A 19,258-nucleotide genomic window follows, 5' to 3' on the forward strand; every position below is an offset into this window, starting at 1 on the left:
ATCGCAATGCGTTACCCGAACCTTTTCAAGCCGCTCACCTTGAACCAGTTGACGCTGCGCAACCGCATCGTCAGTACCGCGCACGCGGAGGTCTATGCGGAGCCAGGCGGCCTTCCCGGCGACCGTTATATCCGCTACTACGAGGAAAAGGCGAAGGGCGGGGTCGGACTTGCCGTGTGCGGCGGCTCGAGCCCGGTGTCGATCGATAGCCCGCAAGGCTGGTGGAAATCGGTGAATCTTGCCACCGACAAAATCGTCGAGCCGCTCGCGCGGCTTGCCGAAGCGATGCACGCGCACGGCGCGAAAATCATGATACAGGCCACTCATATGGGACGGCGCTCGGCGTTTCACGGCGAGCACTGGCCGCATCTGATGTCGCCGTCCGGGGTGCGCGAACCGGTGCACCGCGGCAACGCGAAGATCATCGAGGTCGAAGAGATCCGCCGCATCATTTGCGATTTCGCGGCGGCAGCGAAGCGCGTGAAGGATGCGGGCATGGACGGCATCGAAATTTCGGCCGCGCATCAGCATCTGATCGATCAGTTCTGGAGCCCGCGCACCAACTTTCGCACCGACGAATGGGGCGGCTCGCTCGAGAATCGCCTGCGTTTCGGCGTAGAAGTGTTACAGGCCGTGCGCGCGGCGGTGGGTACCGATTTCTGCGTGGGCCTGCGCATGTGCGGTGACGAATTCCACGAAGACGGACTCGATCACGAACAGCTGAAGGAAATCGCCCAGGCAATGAGCGAGAGCGGCCTGATCGACTATCTCGGCGTGATCGGTTCCGGCGCCGACACGCACAACACGCTCGCCAACTGCATGCCGCCGATGGCCCTGCCACCCGAGCCGTTCGTGCATCTCGCGGCCGGCATCAAGCAGGTCGTGACGGTGCCGGTGATGCACGCGCAAAGCATCCGCGACGCGGGCCAGGCCGAACGGCTGCTGGCGAGCGGCATGGTCGACCTCGTCGGCATGACCCGCGCGCAGATCGCCGACCCGCACATGGTCATCAAGATCCGCGATGGGCGCGAGGACGAAATCAAGCAGTGCGTCGGCGCGAACTACTGTATCGACCGGCAGTACAACGGGCTCGACGTGCTTTGCGTGCAGAATGCCGCGACCTCGCGCGAAGCGACGATGCCGCACGTGATCGCGAAGTCGCGCGGGCCGAAGCGCAAGGTCGTGGTGGTCGGCGCGGGGCCGGCGGGGCTTGAAGCGGCGCGCGTCGCGAAGTCGCGTGGGCACGACGTCGTGCTATTCGAGAAGAACGATCATGTAGGCGGCCAGATCATGCTGGCAGCGAAGGCGCCGCAACGCGAGCAGATGGCGGGCATCGTGCGCTGGTTCGACATGGAGACGAAGCGCCTCGGCGTGGACCGGCGCCTCGGTGTCGCCGCCGACGAGCTGACCATCATGGCCGAGAAGCCCGACATCGTCGTGCTCGCGACCGGCGGTTCCGCGTTCACGTCGCAGGTCGCCGCGTGGGGTGTCGAGACAGGGCTCGCGGTCAGTTCGTGGGACGTGCTCGCCGGCAAAGTCGAGCCGGGCCGCAACGTGCTCGTCTACGACGGCGTCAGCACGCATGCGGGTGCTGGCGTGGCGGACTATCTCGCGAGCCGCGGCGCGAACGTGGAGATCGTCACGCCCGACGTGAAGGTTGCCGACGACGTCGGCGGTACCACGTTCCCGATCTTCTACCGCCGCCTTTACGCGCAGGGCGTGATCCACACGCCGAATTACTGGCTCGACAGGGTGTACGAGGAGGACGGCAAAAAGATCGCCGTGATCCGCAACGAGTACACCGAGGAACAGGAAGAGCGCGCGGTCGATCAGGTGGTGATCGAAAACGGCAGTACGCCGAACGACCAGCTTTACTGGCGGCTGAAACCGGAGTCGGTCAACCGCGGCCAGCTCGACGTGCACAAGCTGTTCGCGGCCGAACCACAGCCGTGCCTCGACGAGCCGCTCGGCAATGGCCGCTTTCTGTTGTTTCGGGTCGGCGACTGCATCTCGATGCACAACATTCACGGCGCGATCTACGACGCGCTGCGCCTTTGCAAGGATTTCTGACGATGAGCCCCGTGTTTGTCATCACCGTCCTGCTGTGGGTGTCGCTTGCCGGTCTCGCGTTCGCGCTCGCGCGCCGCGCCGCCTACTGGCGCGCAGGCCGCGCGAGCGCCGCGGGCGCGTATGGCTGGACCAATCTACTCGCGATCCCGAAGCGTTACTTCGTCGATCTGCATCATGTGGTCGCGCGCGATCCGTATATCGCCCGCACGCACGTCGCCACGGCGGGCGGCGCGCTCGTCGCGATGGCGCTCGTGTTCGTCAACTACGGCCTCGCGATCTACTCGCCGTGGCTCGACAAGCTGATCTTTCTCGCCGCGCTGGCGATGCTGACCGGCACGGCGTTCGTGTGGCATCGCCGGCATGGCGCGAAGGCCGTTCCGGCGCGGCTCTCGCGCGGACCATGGGATCAGTTGCCGCTGCTGCTCGGCTCGTTCGCGCTCGGCCTTGCGTTGTTCGTTGCGCTGCCCGCGACGGCGATGTCCGGCGCGCTCGCCGTGATCGTCGCGCTGCTGATTGCGGCAGGCGCGTTCGCGATGACGTTCGGCGCGGCACGTGGCGGTCCGATGAAACATGCGGTGGCAGGCTTGCTGCACCTCGCGTTTCATCCGCGTCAGGAGCGCTTTGCCGATTTCACCGCGGCGCGCGACGCAGTGCCGCCCACCGCACTGAAAACACCGCAGCTCGATGCGAAGGAGTATGGCGTCGGCCGACCGGTCGAGTTCCGCTGGAACCAGTTGCTGAGCTTCGACGCCTGCGTGCAATGCGGCAAATGCGAAGCCGCATGCCCCGCCTTCGCGGCCGGTCAGCCGCTCAATCCGAAGAAGCTGATTCAGGATCTGGTGACCGGCATGGTCGGCGGCACCGACGCGTCCTACGCAGGCAGCCCCACCCCGGGCATTCCAGTCGGCAAGCACGGGGGCACGCCAGACAAGCCGCTGATTTCGACGCTGATCGAAGCGGACACGCTGTGGTCCTGCACGACCTGCCGCGCCTGCGTGCAGGAGTGTCCGATGCTGATCGAGCACGTCGACGCGATCGTCGACATGCGCCGCAATCAGACCCTCGTCGAAGGCAGCGTGCCGGGCAAGGGGCCGGCGACGCTCGCCAATCTGCGCGAAACCGGGAGCCTCAACGGCTACGACATCGGTGCGCGCTACGACTGGGCCGTCGATCTGCAGGTGCAGGTCGCTCAGCCGGGACGTCGCGTCGATGTGCTTCTGATCGCCGGCGAAGGCGCGTTCGACATGCGCTATCAGCGCACGCTGCGCGCGCTCGTCAAGGTGCTGAACCGTGCGGGCGTCGACTACGCGGTGCTGGGCGGTGTCGAAACCGATACCGGCGACACCGCGCGGCGGCTCGGCGATGAAGCGACGTTCCAGCAACTGGCCCGCGCGCTGATCGGCACACTCGCCCAGTACTCGTTCACGCGCATCGTCACGGCCGATCCCCATGTGCTGCATAGCCTGCGTAATGAATATCGCGCGCTCGGCGGCTTCTATCAGGTGCAGCATCACACGGCCCTGATCGACGAGCTGATCGCGAGCGGCAAGCTGTCGCCGCGCGCAGGTGCAGCCATCACGGAGCGCGGCATCACGTATCACGACCCCTGCTATCTAGGCCGCTACAACGGTGAGACCGAAGCGCCGCGCCGGGTGCTGAAGAGCATCGGCATCAAGGTGGTCGAGATGGAGCGTCACGGCCTGCGCGGGCGCTGCTGCGGTGGCGGCGGCGGCGCACCTTTGACGGACATTCCCGGCAAACGGCGGATTTCCGACATCCGTATCGACGACGCGCGTGCGAGCGGCGCTCAGATCGTCGCGGTGGGCTGCCCGAATTGCACGGCGATGCTCGAAGGCGTCGTGGGACCGCGTCCGGAAGTGCTGGACGTGGCCGAACTGGTCGCCGCGGCGCTGGAGTAAGGCGATGACGAATACGCTCAAACGGATCGACCCGCGCCGCCCATTCACCCTGACGGCACAGGGACTCAGGCGCATCACGCTCGGCGCGGTTGGCGTGGCGGATGCCGGCGCTGCCGCGCTATCGGGCGCGCGTCACCCCGCGCATCAGGAGCAGCCGAAGCCACGCCGCACGACGGCCACGCCGCAGCATGTGCTGTTGGTCGCCGCCCATGCGGACCGCGGCGCGCTCGATGAGCACGCGCGCCAGACGCTCGCCGGCGCCGCGCTGATCGCGGACGCATCCACCGAGGTCGTGCTGCTCGTGTTCGGCGAATTCAGCGGCGATGCCGCCGCGCTCGGCGCCGACAAGCTGATCGAATTGCCGATGTTCGATCGCCGCACGTACGCGCCCACCGATGAACTGAACGCGTTGGCGGCTTGCGTCGCCGCCTACGCGCCAGCCCACGTCCTGCTACCCGACAACGCGACGGGCGATGGCGAACTCGGCCGCCGTTATGCGGCGGCTGTCAATGCAAGCGTCGCGACGCATGTCGTCGAGATCGATGCCGGGCACGTGTCCACCTATATTCGTGCGAACACGGCGCTCGCGAGTCGGAGGCTGCCCGAGGTCGTGCTGCTCGCGCCGAATGCGGTCGAACCGAACCTGCCGTTCGTCGGCGCAGGCGAGCGGATCGCGTGGCGCTTCGACCGTGAAGCGCGGGACACGGCCGCGCATCCCCTGATCCGCGATCTCGGCATCGACGAGATCGACGCCGCGCAAGTCTCACTCGAAGAGGCGGACTTCATCGTGTCGGCCGGCAACGGCGTGCGCGACGTGCCCGCGTTCGAGCGGCTCGCGGCGACTCTCGGCGCGGCGATCGGCGCGAGCCGGGTCGCCGTCGACGACGGCCGGTTCACCCGCGACAAGCAGATTGGCGCAACCGGCAAGACCGTCGAGGCCAGCGTCTATATCGCGTTCGGCATCTCCGGCGCGGTGCAGCATCTGCAGGGCATCAAGGATTGCCGTCATGTCATCGCGGTGAATCTCGACGCGAGCGCGCCGATCGCGAAGCGCGCGAATCTGACCGTGATCGCGGACGCCGAGGCAACCATCGTGGCGCTCAACGAGGCAGCGGCCGCGGCGCGCGGCGCGCGTGCCACCTCGACCGCGCTGCTGCAGCCGGGCAAGCTCGCCGAAGGAGTGCTCGCATGAAGATCGCCGTGCTGGTTTCAGTCGGACGTCATCCGGTCAGCGGCGTGGCGCGCTACAGCCGCAACGACGCCGCCGCGTTGACGTTGGCGCTGTCGCTCGCCAGGACCAACGGCGCGACGCTCGACGTGTTGCACGCGGGCGACCCGTCGAACGCCGCGTTGAAAGAATACCTGGCGCTCGGCGCGCGCTCGGTCGAAGTACTCGAGATGCCGCCCGAGGCCGATCCGGCGCCGCCACTCGCCGCGCGTTTGCGTGGCTACGAACTGGTGCTGACCGGCACGTGTGCCGAAGGCGGCTTCGATAGCGGCATGCTGCCGTACCGCGTCGCGCATGCGCTGGCGGTACCGCTCGTCGGTGCCGCCGTCGAGCTGGCTCTGCACGATGGTTGCGCGCAGGTGCGGCAGTTCATGCCGAAAGGTGTGCGACGGCGCGTGGAGGTGCGGCTGCCCGCGTTGATCGCCGTGCATCCGCTCGCGAACGCGGCGACGTCGTACGCGTATGCGCGGCTGCGCGAAGGCACGATCGGGTGCGCCGCAGCGCCGGCCGCAGACGCTGCGCGAGCTTGCGACGCCGACCGCGCCGCATGGACCATCCGCGCCGCGTCCGCAAAACCGGTGCGACTCGCCGCGGCCGAAAAGCGCTCGGGCCACGCCCGCATGCTGTCGGCGACGACGACCGAGAGCCGTGGCGGCAGCGTCGTAATTGAAGGGAGTTCCGTCGAAAAAGCACAAGTGATCCTCGCGTATTTGCGCGAGCATCAACTGGTGGATTACTAGGGTTCGGGCCAGCATGCGACCAGGAGGGCCTGGCGCAGCGCCAGACGTGACACGCAACGGAGCACACAATGAAAGTTTCCGCAGACGTTCGCGCAATGATCGAACGCCGCAAGCAGAATCACACGCTGGAAGCGCCGTTCTATACGAGCGAGGACATCTTCGCGCTCGACATCGACGCGATTTTCCGGCAGCACTGGATTCAGGTCGCGGTCGATCCCGACGTGCCCGAGCCGGGCGACTACGTGACGGTGGAAATCGGCGACGATTCGATTCTGATCGTGCGCGACGACGACATGCGGGTGCGCGCGTTTCATAACGTGTGCCGCCATCGCGGCGCGCGTCTGTGCAATTCAAGCAAGGGCTCGCTCGGCAATATCGTCTGTCCTTATCACAGCTGGACCTATAGCCTGAACGGCGAGCTGATGTTCGCCGAGCACATGGGCGAACGGTTCGACCGCTGCAAACACAGTCTGAAAGCGGTGCATGTCGAGAATCTTGCCGGGCTGATCTTCATTTGCCTCGCGCCGCAGCCGCCCGCCGATTTCGCCGTGATGCGCGCCGCGATGGAGCCGTACCTGTTGCCGCACGATCTGGCCGGCTGCAAGATCGCCGCGTCGATCGACCTCATCGAGGAGGGCAACTGGAAGCTCACGATGGAGAACAATCGCGAGTGCTATCACTGCGTCGCGAACCATCCCGAGCTGACCATCTCGCTGTACGAGTACGGCTTCGGCTATCAGCGCACGCCGGCGAACGAGGAGGGCATGGCCGCGTTCGAGGCGACGGTCGCACGTCGCACCGCGCAATGGGAGGCGATGCAGTTGCCATCGGCGGAAATCGACCGGCTCGCCGATCTCGTCACTGGATTTCGAACGCAACGTCTGCCGCTCGATCGCGACGGCGAATCGCAGACACTCGACGCCAGGGTCGCGTCGAAGAAACTGCTCGGCGGCTTCGACTCGCCCGATCTTGGTGGACTGTCGTTCTGGACCCAGCCGAATTCGTGGCATCACTTCATGAGCGATCACATCGTCACGTTCTCGGTGATTCCGCTCTCGGCCGGCAAGACGCTGGTGCGCACCAAGTGGCTCGTGCACAAGGACGCGCGCGAGGGCATCGATTACGACGTCGACAACCTGACCGCCGTGTGGCGGGCGACGAACGACCAGGATCGCGCGCTCGTCGAATATTCGCAACGCGGCGCGATGAGCAGCGCGTACGAGCCGGGTCCGTACTCGCCGTTCACCGAAGGGCTCGTCGAAAAGTTCTGCGAGTGGTACATCGGCCGCCTCGCCGATTACGACGCGAACCCGCAGGCGTCACACGGCGAGCGAGTCGTGTCGTTCGTGCGCTGAGCGCAACACCGCAACGAGGAGCGGGGACAATCATGATGCGCGATCAAGCCATGTTTCAACCGGGCATCGATCAGACTTCAGCCGAGGCGCCGAGCCGTGTCACGCAGCCGCGCTTCTGGGACGCGCTGCCCGCGCGCTGGAGCAGCGACGCCGACGACACGCTGGTGTGCTGCCAGGTCCGCAACGAAACGCATGACGTGAAGAGCTTTTTCTTCCGCGCACCATCCGGGCGCGCGTTCGTGTTCGAGCCGGGGCAGTTCATCACGCTGGAGTTGGAGATAGACGGCGAGTGCATCAATCGCTGCTACACGATCTCGTCGCCGCCCACGCGGCCGCACACGATTTCGATCACCGTGAAGCGCGTGCCGGGCGGCACGGTGTCCAACTGGCTGCACGACCATCTGCATGCGGGCATGCAAGTGCGCGTGTTGGGACCGGCCGGCGAATTCACCTGCGCGCGGCACCCGGCGCACAAGTTCCTGTTTTTGTCGGCGGGCTCCGGCATTACACCGTTGATGTCGATGAGCCGCACGCATCATGAACTCGGCGAGGACAGCGATATCGTGTTCGTGCATAGCGCGCGCACACCGGACGACATCATCTTCGCGCGCGAACTCGATCTGATCGCGTCGAATCAGGCGCATTTCCGCACCGCGTTCGTGTGCGAGCGCGTCGGAGCGCGCACCAATTGGCCTGGCGTCACGGGCTTTCTGACGCTGCCACTGCTGAAGCTGATCGCGCCGGACTTTCTGGAGCGCGAGATTTTTACGTGCGGCCCTGCGCCGTATATGCAGGCCGTTCGCAAACTGCTCGACGAAGGCGGCTTCGATCGCCGGCACTACCACGAGGAAAGCTTTTCGTTCGAGACCGTCAGCGAGGTGGCCGCGCAGTTGGCCGAGGCGCCTGTCGCTGACGCGCCTCGCGATGCGCCCACCCTGGCCGAAACCGCCGCGCGTTTCAAGGTGAGCTTTACGCGCAGTCATCGCGAGATCGAGTGCGGCGGTGGCCAGCATGTGCTCGATGCCGCGAAGCAGGCGGGACTGCGACTACCCGCGTCGTGTACGCAAGGCATGTGCGGCACCTGCAAGGTGAAGCTCGTGTCGGGCGAAGTGGCGATGAAGCACGCAGGCGGCATCCGTCAGCGCGAGATCGATCAGGGCATGGTGCTGCTGTGCTGCAGCAAGCCGCTGACCGATCTCGTCGTCGACAAGTGACACGACGACAACACGGCAAGCGATGGAGCGAATGTGCGTGGAAGTCGCGTGCGGACAATTGCATGTCGCAAAACGACGCTACCCGGCAATTCTGGTTGGCGATTCTAACTACACGATGGGCGGTTCGATGACAAGCGCGTCAATGGGCAATGGGATCAATGGGAGAACGTCGATGAGACTGATCGGAAAGATGGTGGTGGCAAGCGCGTTGGGAGCGATGCTGGCGGCGGCCAGTGTAAGCGTGTCGGCCGATTCGAAGCCGACCATCAAGATCGGCTACGTGGAGGGCTGGGACGACAGCGTCGCGACGTCGAACGTGGCCGCCCAGGTGATCGAAAAACGCCTCGGTTATCAGGTGCAACTGGTGCCGGTCGCGGCCGGCGTGATGTGGCAAGGCGTGGCGCGCGGCGATCTCGACGCGACGCTGTCCGCGTGGCTGCCGGTCACGCACGGGGCGTACTGGAACAACTTCAAGGACAAGGTGGTCGACCTCGGGCCGAATTTCACCGATGCGAAGATCGGTCTGATCGTGCCGGACAACGCGGACGTGAAGACCGTCGGCGATCTGGAGGCGAAGAAGGCGGAATTCGGCGCCCGCATCGTCGGCATCGATGCCGGCGCGGGCGTGATGCAGAAAACCAGCGAAGCGATCAAGGCCTACGGGCTCGATTATCAGCTGATGCCGAGCTCCGGCAGCGCGATGACCGCGGAACTCGCGCGCTCGGAGGCGGCCAGCAAACCGATCATCGTGACGGGTTGGAAGCCCCACTGGATGTTCGCGAAGTACAAGCTGAAATTCCTCGACGATCCGAAGAAGGTATTTGGCGAAGCGGAGCACGTGGATAGCGTCGTGAATCCCGAGCTCGAGAAAAAAGCGCCGACGGTGGTCGCGTTCCTGAAGAAGTTTCAATGGAAGCCCGGTGAGATCGATACGGTGATGCTTGCGACCCAGAATGGCGAAAAGCCGACCGCGGCCGCCGATGCATGGATCAGCGCGCATTCGGATCGCGTGGATGGTTGGGTGAAGTGAGTCGGCCAGCCTGAACGCAGCGCGCCAAAAAACGCCGCTTGTCAGCGGCGTTTTTCTGTTTACCGCAGCACGACGGTGCGCTCGCCGTTGATGAATACGCGCCGCTCGACGAACGCCTTCACGGCGCGCGCGAGCGTAATGCATTCGACATCGCGCCCGGTCGTCAGCAGCCTTTCCGGGCCGTACGAGTGATCGACCCGCTCGACTTCCTGCTCGATGATCGGTCCTTCGTCGAGATCGTCGGTGACGAAATGCGCGGTCGCGCCGATCACTTTGACGCCGCGCGCGTGGGCCTGATGATAGGGTCTGGCGCCCTTGAAACCGGGCAGAAACGAATGGTGGATATTGATCGCGCGCGCGGCGAGCGCGCGGCTCGTTTCCGCGGACAGGATCTGCATGTAGCGCGCGAGAATCAGCAGCTCCGCGCCGGACGTGTCGAATAGTTCGAGCAGCCGGGCTTCCTGTTGCGGCTTCGTGTCGGCGGTGATCGGCAGATGATGGAATGGCAATCCGTGCTGCCGCGCTAGCGGTTCGAGGTCGCCATGATTCGAGCCGATGCCCACGATGTCCATCTTCAGCTCGCCCATGCGCCACCGAAACAGCAGATCGGCGAGACAGTGTTCGAGTTTGGACACCATGATCAGGACTTTCGGCCGGCTCGCGAGATCGTGGATGGCCCAAGTCATCCGGAAGCGCTCCGCGATCGGCGCGAACTCCTGCTTCAGCGTGGCGATCTGCAGCGCGTCGTCGCGTTCGACGTGGTGAAACACGCAGCGCACGAAAAAGCGTTCGCTGAGCTCGTCGTCGAAGACGGTGAGTTCGTCGACATAGCAACGATGCCGCTCGAGAAAGCCCGCGACGGCGGCGACCTGGCCCGCCGCGCTCGGACATGCGAGGGTGAGAACCAGTTGAGCAGGGCGGGAAATGGCGGACATATCTTCTCCACAGGGACGATCGGGCGATGCCGCGGGACGCGGCGCGCATCGTCGCAGTAGAGCAAATGGCGTGACCGAGCGGATAGAAGCTAACCGCCGTTGCGCTGGAACGGGAACGCCAGGCGGATCGGCAGGCCCGATCCGTCCTAGTCCGCGGGTGTCGCCGCTAATCTGCGTTTGAGCGTCTCGATCAACGCGCGTACTTTCGCCGGCGGGTGACTGGTCGGCGGAAACACGGCCTGAATGCTGGCCGGCGCGGTCGCCCAGTCGGGCAGCAGCCGGATCAGTCTTCCCGCGGCGACGTCGTCGCTGATCGAAAAATCCGTCAATAGACCGAAGCCGCCGCCGGCAAGCGTGGCGGCGCGGCAGGCATCGGCGGTGTTGACGCGCAAGGCCGACGCGCCGCGCACGCTGGCCGTATCGCCATCGATCTGTCGCAGATCGAGCGTCAACGGATGCGGCAGCACCGACAACGCGCAATAGGGCAGCGATTCCAACGCGGCGGGCGTGCGCGGCACGCCCCACGTCTGAACGAACCCGGGACTCGCGACGATCCATTTGACGAAGCTGCCGAGCTTCACCGCGCGATAGTTCGAATCCGCGAGACGTCCGAGCCGGATCGCGATGTCGATACCGTCGGCAATCAGATCGACGTACCGGTCACTGCTGAGCAGTTCGATGTCGAGTTGTGGATGCGTGCGGCGCAATTCGACCAGCGCGGGAGCGACCACGAGCGTGCCGTAGTCGTTCGGCGCACTGACGCGCAAGGTGCCGCTGACTGGCGACGTTTCTCCGCCGAGCGCGTTCAGCGCGTCTTCCGTGGCGCGCAGGATCTTCACGCTCGCCTCGTAGAAGGCCCGGCCCGCTTCGGTGACGCCGAGCCGCCGCGTGGTGCGCACGAGCAGGCTCGCGCCGACCTCGGCCTCGAGCCGCTGCATGTGCGTACTGACCATCGTCTTGGCGAGTCCGAGCCGCGTGGCCGCGGCGCTCAGCGAGCCCGCGTCGATGACCGCGACGAAGATCGCGAGGCGGTTCAGGTTCACGTTGCGCACGTCGGCCATGTTCGATTGTCCATCTTCGCTTGACTGTGTTTCCCGGATTATCGGGCTTCCGCGCAGTGCCGCCTACGCCTTATTCTCGGCCTGTCACTCATCGCAAACGGAGCCCGCCATGCCCACCGCCAGACCCGCCGAGCCTATCAAGCTGTATACGACGCTGCTGTCAGGCCACGGTCATCGCGTGAAGCTGTTTCTCACCCTGCTGGATCTGCCGTTCGAAGTCATCGAGTTGGACATGCAGGCCGGAGAGAACCGCAAGCCCGAGTATCTCGCGCTGAACCCGTTCGGCCAGGTGCCGACGATCCAGGACGGCGAACTGACGCTGTTCGATTCGAATGCGATTCTGGTCTATCTGGCGAAGCGCTATGGCGATGCGTCGTGGTGCCCGGACGATCCGCTCGGCGCGGCGGCGGTGCAGCGCTGGCTGTCGCTCGCGGCTGGCCAGATCGCCTACGGTCCGTGCGCGGCGCGGCTCGTCACGGTGTTCGGCGCGCCGCTCGATCACGAGCAAGCCAGGAAGATCGCCGTCAAGCTGTTCGACGTGATCGACGAGGAACTGGCCGGCAAGCCGTTCGTGGCCGGCGCGCACGTGACGATCGCCGATATCGCAGCGCACACGTATATCGCTCACGCGCCCGAGGGCGGCGTGTCGTTGCAGCCTTATCCGAACATTCGGGCCTGGCTCCGTCGCGTGGAGGCATTGCCGCGTTTCATCGCGATGCCGTCGACGAAGGTTGGCTTGCTGGCAGCGTGATTCGAGTTTGAAGCTGCCAGATTTTGCATTGGAGTCCGATCATGTCCGAGTTCGTTTTACTGAACAGTTGGGGGACCGACGTCTCGCCGTTTCACGCCGGCGAGCAGGCCGTGCAGCAGCGCGCGGGTGTGCGTGACGTGGCGGAATCGATGGGGCGTCGCGGGATTCGCCGCTTCATGCCGGAGCAGCATCGCGAATTTTTCTCGGCGCAGCCGTTCGTCGTGATCGGCGGCGTCGATGCGAGCGGTCAGCCGTGGGCGACGCTGCGCGCGGGTGCGCCGGGTTTTGTCTCGTCACCGGATGCCCGAACGCTGCGCATCGCAGGCGGCGCATTGGCCGGCGATCCGCTCGCCGCCGCGTGGCATGAAGGCTCGCTGCTCGGCGGGCTGGGAATCGAGCCGCGCACACGGCGTCGCAATCGGGTCAACGGCGTCGTGCGGTCCGTGGAGGGCGAGACGTTGCAGGTCGAAGTCATGCAGAGCTTCGGCAATTGCCCGAAGTACATCCAGAGCCGCACGCCGTCTTTCGTCGAGCGGGATGGGGACGCGGCGCGCGCGCAGCCCGAGATCGCCGCGCAACTGAGCAGTGCCGATCGCGAATTGCTCGCGAGCGCGGACACCTTCTTTATCGCCAGTGCGAATCTCAGCGAGGAGGCGGGGGTGGGGAAGGGCGTCGACGTCTCGCATCGCGGCGGCGCGCCGGGCTTCGTGCGCGTGGACGACGCGACTACGCTGACCACACCCGACTACAGCGGCAACCGTCTTTTCAACACGCTCGGCAACCTCACGCATGATCCACGCGCGGGTCTGCTGTTCATCGACTTCGCAAACGGCGATCTGCTTTATCTTGCGGTGCGAGCGGAGATCATCTGGGAAGGCGATGAACTCGCGTCGTTCGCCGGCGCGCAACGGCTCGTGCGATTTCACGTACATGAAGTGCGGCGCGGCCGGGGCGCGCTGCCGTTCCGCTGGTCGGACGCCGAACTGGCGCCGCAGTTTCTGCCGAAGCTTCGCGAAAGCGCATGAGCCGATGCGCATGCGTGCGATTTAGCGGGTTACGGGCGCCGCGCTACTGCGCATTCCTGCCGAGCCGATAAGACACACCGAGCCGGGTGGCCAACTGCCACACATACACGCGGGAGTAAGAAATGCCGAACTGACGGCTGATCAGCTCGCGCATGCGAGTGTTGCTCCAGCCGTCGGCGTCAAAGCCGTAATCGCGTGGCGAGGCCTTCAGCGCCTGCGCGAGCCAGTCCAGATCCGCCACCGCCAGCGCGGAATGGCGGCCGCCGACGCTCATGTTTCTGAGCGCTTCGAGCCCGCCTTGCTCCAGCAACTTGCGATATCGCTCGACCGTGGTCTTGGCCATACCCATCTCTTTCGCGACTTCGGCCGCCGCGGCGCCGTCGAGCAGCTTCTTTCCGGCCGCGAGACGGCGGGCGACGGTCGGTAAATCGTCATTGGGTCGATGCATCGCAGAACTCCGCCGTTGGCCTGGCTCACCGGATTGCAATCGGTCACTGGGGTAGACACAGAAAGAGGGCGTGCTACTTACAAATAATCGAAAAATCGCCGTCTGTGTCCAAAAGAATAAAAAATCAATCGCGTCTTTCCTCTGATAGAAACGACGTGACCGTGCCTAAGTCCGTCTCTCGTCCTTCCGTTTCTAAAAAATCAAAGTTCTCCTTGCGATTGAATTTAACGTTTGCTAACCTGATTGAACTGATTTAAACATAAGTATCAATCGACCGGCCGGTGCTACGATGACCCGGCAGGACCCCGCCAGAGCGCGCGTGTCAAGGCGTCTGGCGCTTTCCAGCGTGGCATTCCTGATCGTTTAAAAGCACGGTTTCCTGTTTTGCGAATGTTATTCGAATGCATTTTTCGATGCAGGGTGACATATTCTCCGGCAACCTGCGAAAACGGTGCGGACGCTTGAAAACCATTTCAGTACGGGTTTTTATCGCGATTATAGGTAATCCGGGCCTTTGTGCAGGAGGTGGCTGTGAATGCCCAGTCCAGTAATCGTCCGCTTAATTTGGCTGTGCCGTTCATCAATATCCTGAATTGCTTTACACCGAGCATGTTTTTGATCCGATACGCATAAATCAATAAAAGTGAGAGCGCTTGCATTCCCTGCAATGGGCCCGCGTGGGAGATGCAAGCGGACGGTAGGGAGAACGACATGAACACGGATAGGACCCACGATATTGCCACGATGCTGTTGCGTGCCGCGAGGCGCAAACGGCTCGTGTCCTATCAGGAACTGCACGCGCTTTTCGGTCGCGACGAACCGTTGCACAGCCGCTATCGCGCGTTGGAGGACGCGGCGCGCTCGTTGAGCGATTGCGCGTCGCTCGACTATGGCTGCCTGATGAGCCTCGATAACGGGCTGCCGGGCGATGACTTCTTTAATCGCTTCAGGCACGGCAGACCGCGTGAATACGAAAAAGTGATGGGCTTCGGCTCGGCGGGACGCTCGACGACCAAGAAACGACTGATCGCGGATGCGGAGCGTCGCCGCGTGTTCGAGCACGCCTCGCAGATGACCGTAAGCGTGAACGCAAATGGTTCGTCGGGCGCCTATGCCGCGTCGAAATGCACCTAGCCGATGCACGGTCGCTCGACGACGATACATTCGCCGCTCCGCGGAAGTGCGAGAGAAAATCGGCGCAGATCGGTAATAACGATATCGACGTTTGTCACAAAGCTTTTTCGTACCGGACCGAAGAGAGATTTACCAATTAGCTAATTTCGGCATGTCACGTACATGAATAAGCGGATATGCTCAATGGATCTAATTTCCAGGTCTTTCGATCGAGGACTTCATAAAAACGGAATGAAAATGAAAGCTTGTTTTTTATCATTGAAGCTGGCAGCACCAGTGTCAGCTGCCACCGCGAAAAGAAGCGACTTCCGGCAATGCGCGACCGCGATCGGGAATCGTCGGGCGTCGCCGGTGGCAGGCGGCTGGCGCGCCGCAGGCTGGACCGTGGCGGACGGTGAGACCCACAGCAGGGGCCGATTTTGACGAATTCATCATTTGACATAATACAAATTATCACCAAATCTGATGGGCTTCGAGATCGGCCGAGATTGCCGCTTTGCGTATAACTCGAGCCAAATCGACACCGCGCGCAGCGTACTTCGATCGGCCCAAAAATATCGATCGAACCGGTCTTAAAAAATCAGCGTAAGATTTGTTGATCCCGCTCAATCCCCTGATCGCTGTTCGTACGCTGGCGCACATTGCTTGCGGGCCGTAAAGCATATTTTTCATTGTGGTTGTGTAACAAAAAACAAATGGAAAATCGGGCTATGGACACCCTGTCAGACGTGCGTGGGAATACTGAAGCGAAGCGAATTCGACTCGACAAGAGCGTCGCTTTGAAATCTTTTGATGACGTCATTCCACTGGAGACGATCGCCGAAATCAATCAGTCACTCGACCAGTTGTTCGCCAGCGGGCCGCAGCGTTCGCAGTCCGGCGAGAAGATCGCTGAGATACTGCGTCGCGGTCAGGCCTTTCGCGAACTCGAGCAGTCGATCTGCGCCAATACGCGGGCGATGGCCGCGAACATTGGCCTGACAAATCTGCCGAAGGAGCCGTTCCACGTACTGCGCTGCGCGAGCAAGGGGACGCTGGCGGAGAGCCACTGCCGCCATTTCGACTCGCATCTGCTGACGCTGCTGATTCCGCTTCAGCTCGCCCCCGACGGCGTGCACAACGGCGACCTCGTGATGTATCGGAAGAAGCGCCTGTCCGTGAGCACGACGTCCAACCTGATCTGCAAGATGCGTCACGGCTTCCTGCACAGCCTGCCGCTCAGTTGGCGCAGTTGGCATACCTTGCACGATCTGCGGGTCGGCAATTGCAAGCGCATTCCGGTCAAACCCGGCAGCGTGTACGAATTCAACGGCTTTGCCATTCAGCATGGCAACCTCGACGTACAGAACGGGCAACGGCGCACCCTGCTGATTCACTACTACGACCCCGGTCACTCGCTCGGTCTGAGCGACGTGCTGCGACGCGGACGCATCGGCTGAAGTCCGCCTCGCAAGCCTGAAGCCGCCCGTTCTCCACCGGCGGTTCCGCAGACGCACATGGCAAGGCCTCCTGACACGAACAGGAGGCCTTGTTTTCTATCGCCATGCACCATGTCATCCGGATTTCACTTTGCTTTTGATCCGGCATAGACTGAATTCAGACTTTTTCCGTTAGCCGCTTTCTCCGCACTTGCCATGGGCGTTGCCGTGCGGGGCGACGGATGTCGTTTGTCGTGCTCCGCGAGCCGAGGTCAGCCGAGCCGGTTCGCGCCTGATCACCATTCGAAAGGAACAACTCATCATGGCGACTACCGGTTACATGGCACGCAAAAGCATTGCCGATATCGTCGGCAGCGCTGACGTCGACGAAGGTCACAGGCTGTCGAAAACGCTCGGCGCGACGAGTATCACCGCGATGGGCATCGGCGCGATCATCGGCGCCGGCATCTTCGTGCTGACGGGCACCGCCGCCGCGCAGTTCGCGGGACCGGCCATCACGCTGTCGTTCGTGCTCGGCGGCATTGCGTGCGCTTTCGTCGGCCTGTGCTATTCGGAGCTGGCGGCGATGCTGCCCGTGTGCGGCAGCAGCTACACCTACACCTATGCGACCCTCGGCGAGATCTTCGCGTGGATCATCGGCTGGGACCTGATCCTCGAATACGCGATGGGCGCGGCGACGGTCGCGGTCGGCTGGTCCGGCTACATCGTGAGCCTGTTGCGCAACGTCGGCATCGAGATTCCCCCCACCCTCTCCGCCGCACCCGGCACCGTCGTCAAACTGGCCGACGGCTCGACGGTCACGGGCGTCGTCAACCTGCCAGCAATTCTGATCATCGCGATCCTGACCACCTTGCTCGTGATGGGCACGAAAGAATCGGCGCGGCTCAACAACATCATGGTCGCGGTCAAGCTGATCGTGGTCGTCGCGTTCATCGCCATCGGCGTCTTTTTCCTCAAGCCGGAACACTGGCATCCGTTCATTCCCGCGAACACGGGCCAGTTCGGCAGTTTCGGCATGAGCGGCATCCTGCGCGGCTCGGCCGTGGTGTTCTTCGCGTTCATCGGCTTCGATGCGGTGTCGACCGCCGCGCAGGAAGCGCGAAAGCCGCAGCGCGACATGCCGATCGGCATTCTCGGCTCGCTGATTATCTGTACCGTGCTGTATATCCTCGTCGCGGGCGTGCTGACCGGACTCGTGCCCTACGGCGAGTTGAATGTTCCCGATCCGATCGCCAAGGGCGTCGACGCGATCGGGATGACCTGGTTCTCGGTCCTGATCAAAATCGGCGCGCTGACGGGGCTGACCACCGTGATCCTCGTGCTGCTCTATGGACAAAGCCGCATCTTCTTCACGATGTCGCAGGACGGCCTGTTGCCGCCGATGTTCGCGCGCGTGCATACGCGTCTGCACACGCCGTATCTGAGCCAGATGCTGATCGGCACCGTGGTTGCGATCGTCGCCGCGCTGACGCCGATCGGCGTGCTCGGCGAGATGGTCAGCATCGGCACCTTGTTCGCGTTCATCCTCGTGTGCGGCGCCGTGATCTATCTGCGGCGCAGCGACTCCGACGCGTCGCGTCCGTTCCGCGCGCCCGGCGTGCCGGTCGTGCCGATCCTCGGCATCCTGTTCTGCCTGCTACTGATGGTCGGCTTGCCGCTCGTCACATGGCTGCGGCTCGTCGTGTGGCTCGTGATCGGCATGACGATTTATCTCTCGTACGGACGCAATCATTCGACGTTGCGGCATCCGGAGTTGCGCAAGCGGTGAACGATCGGGGCCGGGCGCTTGATGGATTCCAGCGCCCCGCCCTTTCATTTCGCGCTTGCGGCATCGCTTGCCCGTTGCGTTTATTCACTCAGAACTCGCCCGCCAGACACGGCACCAGATTCCGATCCGGCAGTTCGCCAATTCCCTTCAAGCGCTGCGCCATGAATTCGCGCAGCACCCGCACCTTCGTCGAGAAGCGCCGGTTCGGCAGATAGGCCATATAAATCTGCCGCCCGGTCAGCGCGTTCTCGAGCCGATGGTCGGGCAGTACGACTTCGAGCTCGCCGCTCACGAGCAGATCGCGAATCAGCCAGATCTCGAACTCCGCGATCCCCAGCCCCGCGCGCGTCGTTTCGAGCAGCAGCTCCGAGTGATCGGATTGCAGATTGCCCGACGGCAGAAGCGATTGCACGCCCTGCCCGTTGCTCAGATGCCAACGCGGATCGCCCTCCGGATGCAGATAACGCAGGCAGTTGTGCTGCGCGAGATCGGCCGGCGTCCGCGGCCGGCCGCGTCGCGCGAGATAGGACGGCGCCGCGCACAGGATGCTGTCGTTGCGCGACAGCGGCTGCACGATCAGGTTGTCCAGATAGTTCTCGCCCTCATGGATGTCGAGATCGAACCCGCCCATCACCATGTCGTTGTGGTTGTCGGTCAGCCGCAGATCGAGCTGCACGGCCGGATAGAGCTCGAGGAACGGCGCCACGAGCGGCGCCAGATAGCGGCGGCCGAACGCGACCGGCGCGGTCAGCTTGAGCGGTCCGCTCGGCGCCGAGTCGAGTTCCGCGACAACGCGCAGCGTGTCGTCGAGGTCCGCGATCATCGACACAGCGCGCGCGTGATACAGGCTGCCCGCTTCGGTCAACCCGACATGATGGGTCGAGCGATGCAGCAACGGCACGCCCAGCATGGTTTCCAACGCGGTGATCTTGCGCGCGATCGTCGAGGTCGCCACCTTCAGCTCGCGCGCGGCGGCCGAAAAACTGCCCAGCTCGACGATCCGCACCAGCGCGCGCATGGCGCTCAGATGGTCGAGCCCGGTTTCCTGTGCGTTCTTTGAGGGCATCTTGTGTTGCGTCCAGTGCAAAACCATTTTCGAAATTACGGCTAAATGCTTTTTTTTGCAATAATTAAACTCGCC

Annotated in this window: 15 protein-coding genes and 1 pseudogene; 12 read left to right on the forward strand and 4 right to left on the reverse strand. The window is 63.7% G+C overall.

What is annotated here, in order from left to right:
• Positions 1 to 6: 6 nt before the first annotated feature.
• The 7 genes from CI15_RS31330 (at position 7) to CI15_RS31360 (ending at position 9,556) form a co-directional block, all read left to right on the forward strand.
• On the forward strand, positions 7 to 2,070 hold the full coding sequence (locus CI15_RS31330) for an NADH:flavin oxidoreductase (RefSeq protein ID WP_062136453.1): 2,064 nt from the start codon (positions 7 to 9) through the stop codon (positions 2,068 to 2,070).
• A 2-nt stretch (positions 2,071 to 2,072) separates the two neighbouring features.
• Positions 2,073 to 3,989, forward strand: a complete 1,917-nt coding sequence (locus tag CI15_RS31335) for a (Fe-S)-binding protein (protein ID WP_062136457.1) — start codon at positions 2,073 to 2,075, stop codon at positions 3,987 to 3,989.
• Positions 3,990 to 3,993: 4 nt separating this feature from the next.
• The gene (locus CI15_RS31340) at positions 3,994 to 5,181 is read left to right on the forward strand and encodes an electron transfer flavoprotein subunit alpha/FixB family protein (protein WP_062136460.1); all 1,188 of its coding nucleotides are present in this window, start codon (positions 3,994 to 3,996) and stop codon (positions 5,179 to 5,181) included.
• A complete protein-coding gene (locus tag CI15_RS31345) occupies positions 5,178 to 5,957 on the forward strand; it encodes a drug:proton antiporter (RefSeq protein ID WP_062136462.1) in 780 nt (259 codons plus the stop codon). The genes CI15_RS31340 and CI15_RS31345 overlap by 4 nt, the downstream gene beginning before the upstream one ends.
• Before the next feature lie 68 nt (positions 5,958 to 6,025).
• Positions 6,026 to 7,312 carry an aromatic ring-hydroxylating oxygenase subunit alpha gene (locus CI15_RS31350; RefSeq protein ID WP_062136465.1) on the forward strand — a complete coding sequence of 429 codons (1,287 nt, stop codon included), beginning with the start codon at positions 6,026 to 6,028 and terminating at the stop codon, positions 7,310 to 7,312.
• 32 nt (positions 7,313 to 7,344) lie between these two features.
• The gene (locus CI15_RS31355; RefSeq protein ID WP_062136468.1) at positions 7,345 to 8,526 is read left to right on the forward strand and encodes an FAD-binding oxidoreductase; all 1,182 of its coding nucleotides are present in this window, start codon (positions 7,345 to 7,347) and stop codon (positions 8,524 to 8,526) included.
• Between the two features lie 172 nt (positions 8,527 to 8,698).
• Complete coding sequence (locus CI15_RS31360; protein ID WP_062136471.1) at positions 8,699 to 9,556, forward strand: glycine betaine ABC transporter substrate-binding protein; 858 nt, start codon at positions 8,699 to 8,701, stop codon at positions 9,554 to 9,556.
• A 59-nt stretch (positions 9,557 to 9,615) separates the two neighbouring features.
• On the opposite strand, the gene purU is transcribed toward CI15_RS31360, so the two are convergent.
• Positions 9,616 to 10,491 carry a formyltetrahydrofolate deformylase gene (gene purU / locus CI15_RS31365; protein ID WP_062136474.1) on the reverse strand — a complete coding sequence of 292 codons (876 nt, stop codon included), beginning with the start codon at positions 10,489 to 10,491 and terminating at the stop codon, positions 9,616 to 9,618.
• 146 nt (positions 10,492 to 10,637) lie between these two features.
• A complete protein-coding gene (locus tag CI15_RS31370) occupies positions 10,638 to 11,552 on the reverse strand; it encodes a LysR family transcriptional regulator (protein ID WP_062136477.1) in 915 nt (304 codons plus the stop codon).
• A 109-nt stretch (positions 11,553 to 11,661) separates the two neighbouring features.
• Here CI15_RS31370 and CI15_RS31375 point away from each other — a divergent pair, with 109 nt between their 5' ends.
• Positions 11,662 to 12,303: a glutathione S-transferase family protein gene (locus CI15_RS31375; protein WP_062136480.1), complete on the forward strand. Its 642-nt coding sequence runs from the start codon at positions 11,662 to 11,664 to the stop codon at positions 12,301 to 12,303.
• 41 nt (positions 12,304 to 12,344) lie between these two features.
• A pseudogene (locus CI15_RS31380) lies at positions 12,345 to 13,301 on the forward strand (pyridoxamine 5'-phosphate oxidase family protein); the annotation flags it as partial.
• Positions 13,302 to 13,371: 70 nt separating this feature from the next.
• Here the strand turns inward: CI15_RS31380 and CI15_RS31385 are convergent.
• Positions 13,372 to 13,776 (reverse strand): helix-turn-helix domain-containing protein, encoded by a 405-nt coding sequence (locus CI15_RS31385; protein WP_062136485.1) that lies wholly within the window; start codon positions 13,774 to 13,776, stop codon positions 13,372 to 13,374.
• Positions 13,777 to 14,487: 711 nt separating this feature from the next.
• Here CI15_RS31385 and CI15_RS31390 point away from each other — a divergent pair.
• The 3 genes from CI15_RS31390 to CI15_RS31400 all read left to right on the forward strand — a co-directional run bounded on the left by CI15_RS31390 (position 14,488) and on the right by CI15_RS31400 (position 18,117).
• Positions 14,488 to 14,910: a hypothetical protein gene (locus CI15_RS31390; RefSeq protein WP_062136487.1), complete on the forward strand. Its 423-nt coding sequence runs from the start codon at positions 14,488 to 14,490 to the stop codon at positions 14,908 to 14,910.
• Between the two features lie 641 nt (positions 14,911 to 15,551).
• On the forward strand, positions 15,552 to 16,349 hold the full coding sequence (locus tag CI15_RS31395) for a hypothetical protein (protein WP_241495998.1): 798 nt from the start codon (positions 15,552 to 15,554) through the stop codon (positions 16,347 to 16,349).
• 301 nt (positions 16,350 to 16,650) lie between these two features.
• Positions 16,651 to 18,117: an amino acid permease gene (locus tag CI15_RS31400; RefSeq protein ID WP_062136490.1), complete on the forward strand. Its 1,467-nt coding sequence runs from the start codon at positions 16,651 to 16,653 to the stop codon at positions 18,115 to 18,117.
• A gap of 88 nt (positions 18,118 to 18,205) precedes the next feature.
• Here CI15_RS31400 and CI15_RS31405 read toward each other — a convergent pair whose 3' ends face one another.
• Positions 18,206 to 19,183 (reverse strand): LysR family transcriptional regulator, encoded by a 978-nt coding sequence (locus CI15_RS31405; RefSeq protein ID WP_062138302.1) that lies wholly within the window; start codon positions 19,181 to 19,183, stop codon positions 18,206 to 18,208.
• Between the last annotated feature and the right edge of the window lie 75 nt (positions 19,184 to 19,258).

This window comes from Paraburkholderia monticola (genome assembly GCF_001580545.1).
Lineage (GTDB): Bacteria > Pseudomonadota > Gammaproteobacteria > Burkholderiales > Burkholderiaceae > Paraburkholderia > Paraburkholderia monticola.

What these genes read in the sequence shown, in the direction of transcription:
- CI15_RS31330 (WP_062136453.1), top strand. Translation starts at nt 7, where the DNA reads ATGCGTTACCCGAACCTTTTCAAGCCGCTCACCTTGAACCAGTTGACG.
- CI15_RS31335 (WP_062136457.1), top strand. Translation starts at nt 2,073, where the DNA reads ATGAGCCCCGTGTTTGTCATCACCGTCCTGCTGTGGGTGTCGCTTGCC.
- CI15_RS31340 (WP_062136460.1), top strand. Translation starts at nt 3,994, where the DNA reads ATGACGAATACGCTCAAACGGATCGACCCGCGCCGCCCATTCACCCTG.
- CI15_RS31345 (WP_062136462.1), top strand. Translation starts at nt 5,178, where the DNA reads ATGAAGATCGCCGTGCTGGTTTCAGTCGGACGTCATCCGGTCAGCGGC.
- CI15_RS31350 (WP_062136465.1), top strand. Translation starts at nt 6,026, where the DNA reads ATGAAAGTTTCCGCAGACGTTCGCGCAATGATCGAACGCCGCAAGCAG.
- CI15_RS31355 (WP_062136468.1), top strand. Translation starts at nt 7,345, where the DNA reads ATGATGCGCGATCAAGCCATGTTTCAACCGGGCATCGATCAGACTTCA.
- CI15_RS31360 (WP_062136471.1), top strand. Translation starts at nt 8,699, where the DNA reads ATGAGACTGATCGGAAAGATGGTGGTGGCAAGCGCGTTGGGAGCGATG.
- purU (WP_062136474.1), bottom strand. Translation starts at nt 10,491, where the DNA reads ATGTCCGCCATTTCCCGCCCTGCTCAACTGGTTCTCACCCTCGCATGT.
- CI15_RS31370 (WP_062136477.1), bottom strand. Translation starts at nt 11,552, where the DNA reads ATGGCCGACGTGCGCAACGTGAACCTGAACCGCCTCGCGATCTTCGTC.
- CI15_RS31375 (WP_062136480.1), top strand. Translation starts at nt 11,662, where the DNA reads ATGCCCACCGCCAGACCCGCCGAGCCTATCAAGCTGTATACGACGCTG.
- CI15_RS31385 (WP_062136485.1), bottom strand. Translation starts at nt 13,776, where the DNA reads ATGCATCGACCCAATGACGATTTACCGACCGTCGCCCGCCGTCTCGCG.
- CI15_RS31390 (WP_062136487.1), top strand. Translation starts at nt 14,488, where the DNA reads ATGAACACGGATAGGACCCACGATATTGCCACGATGCTGTTGCGTGCC.
- CI15_RS31400 (WP_062136490.1), top strand. Translation starts at nt 16,651, where the DNA reads ATGGCGACTACCGGTTACATGGCACGCAAAAGCATTGCCGATATCGTC.
- CI15_RS31405 (WP_062138302.1), bottom strand. Translation starts at nt 19,183, where the DNA reads ATGCCCTCAAAGAACGCACAGGAAACCGGGCTCGACCATCTGAGCGCC.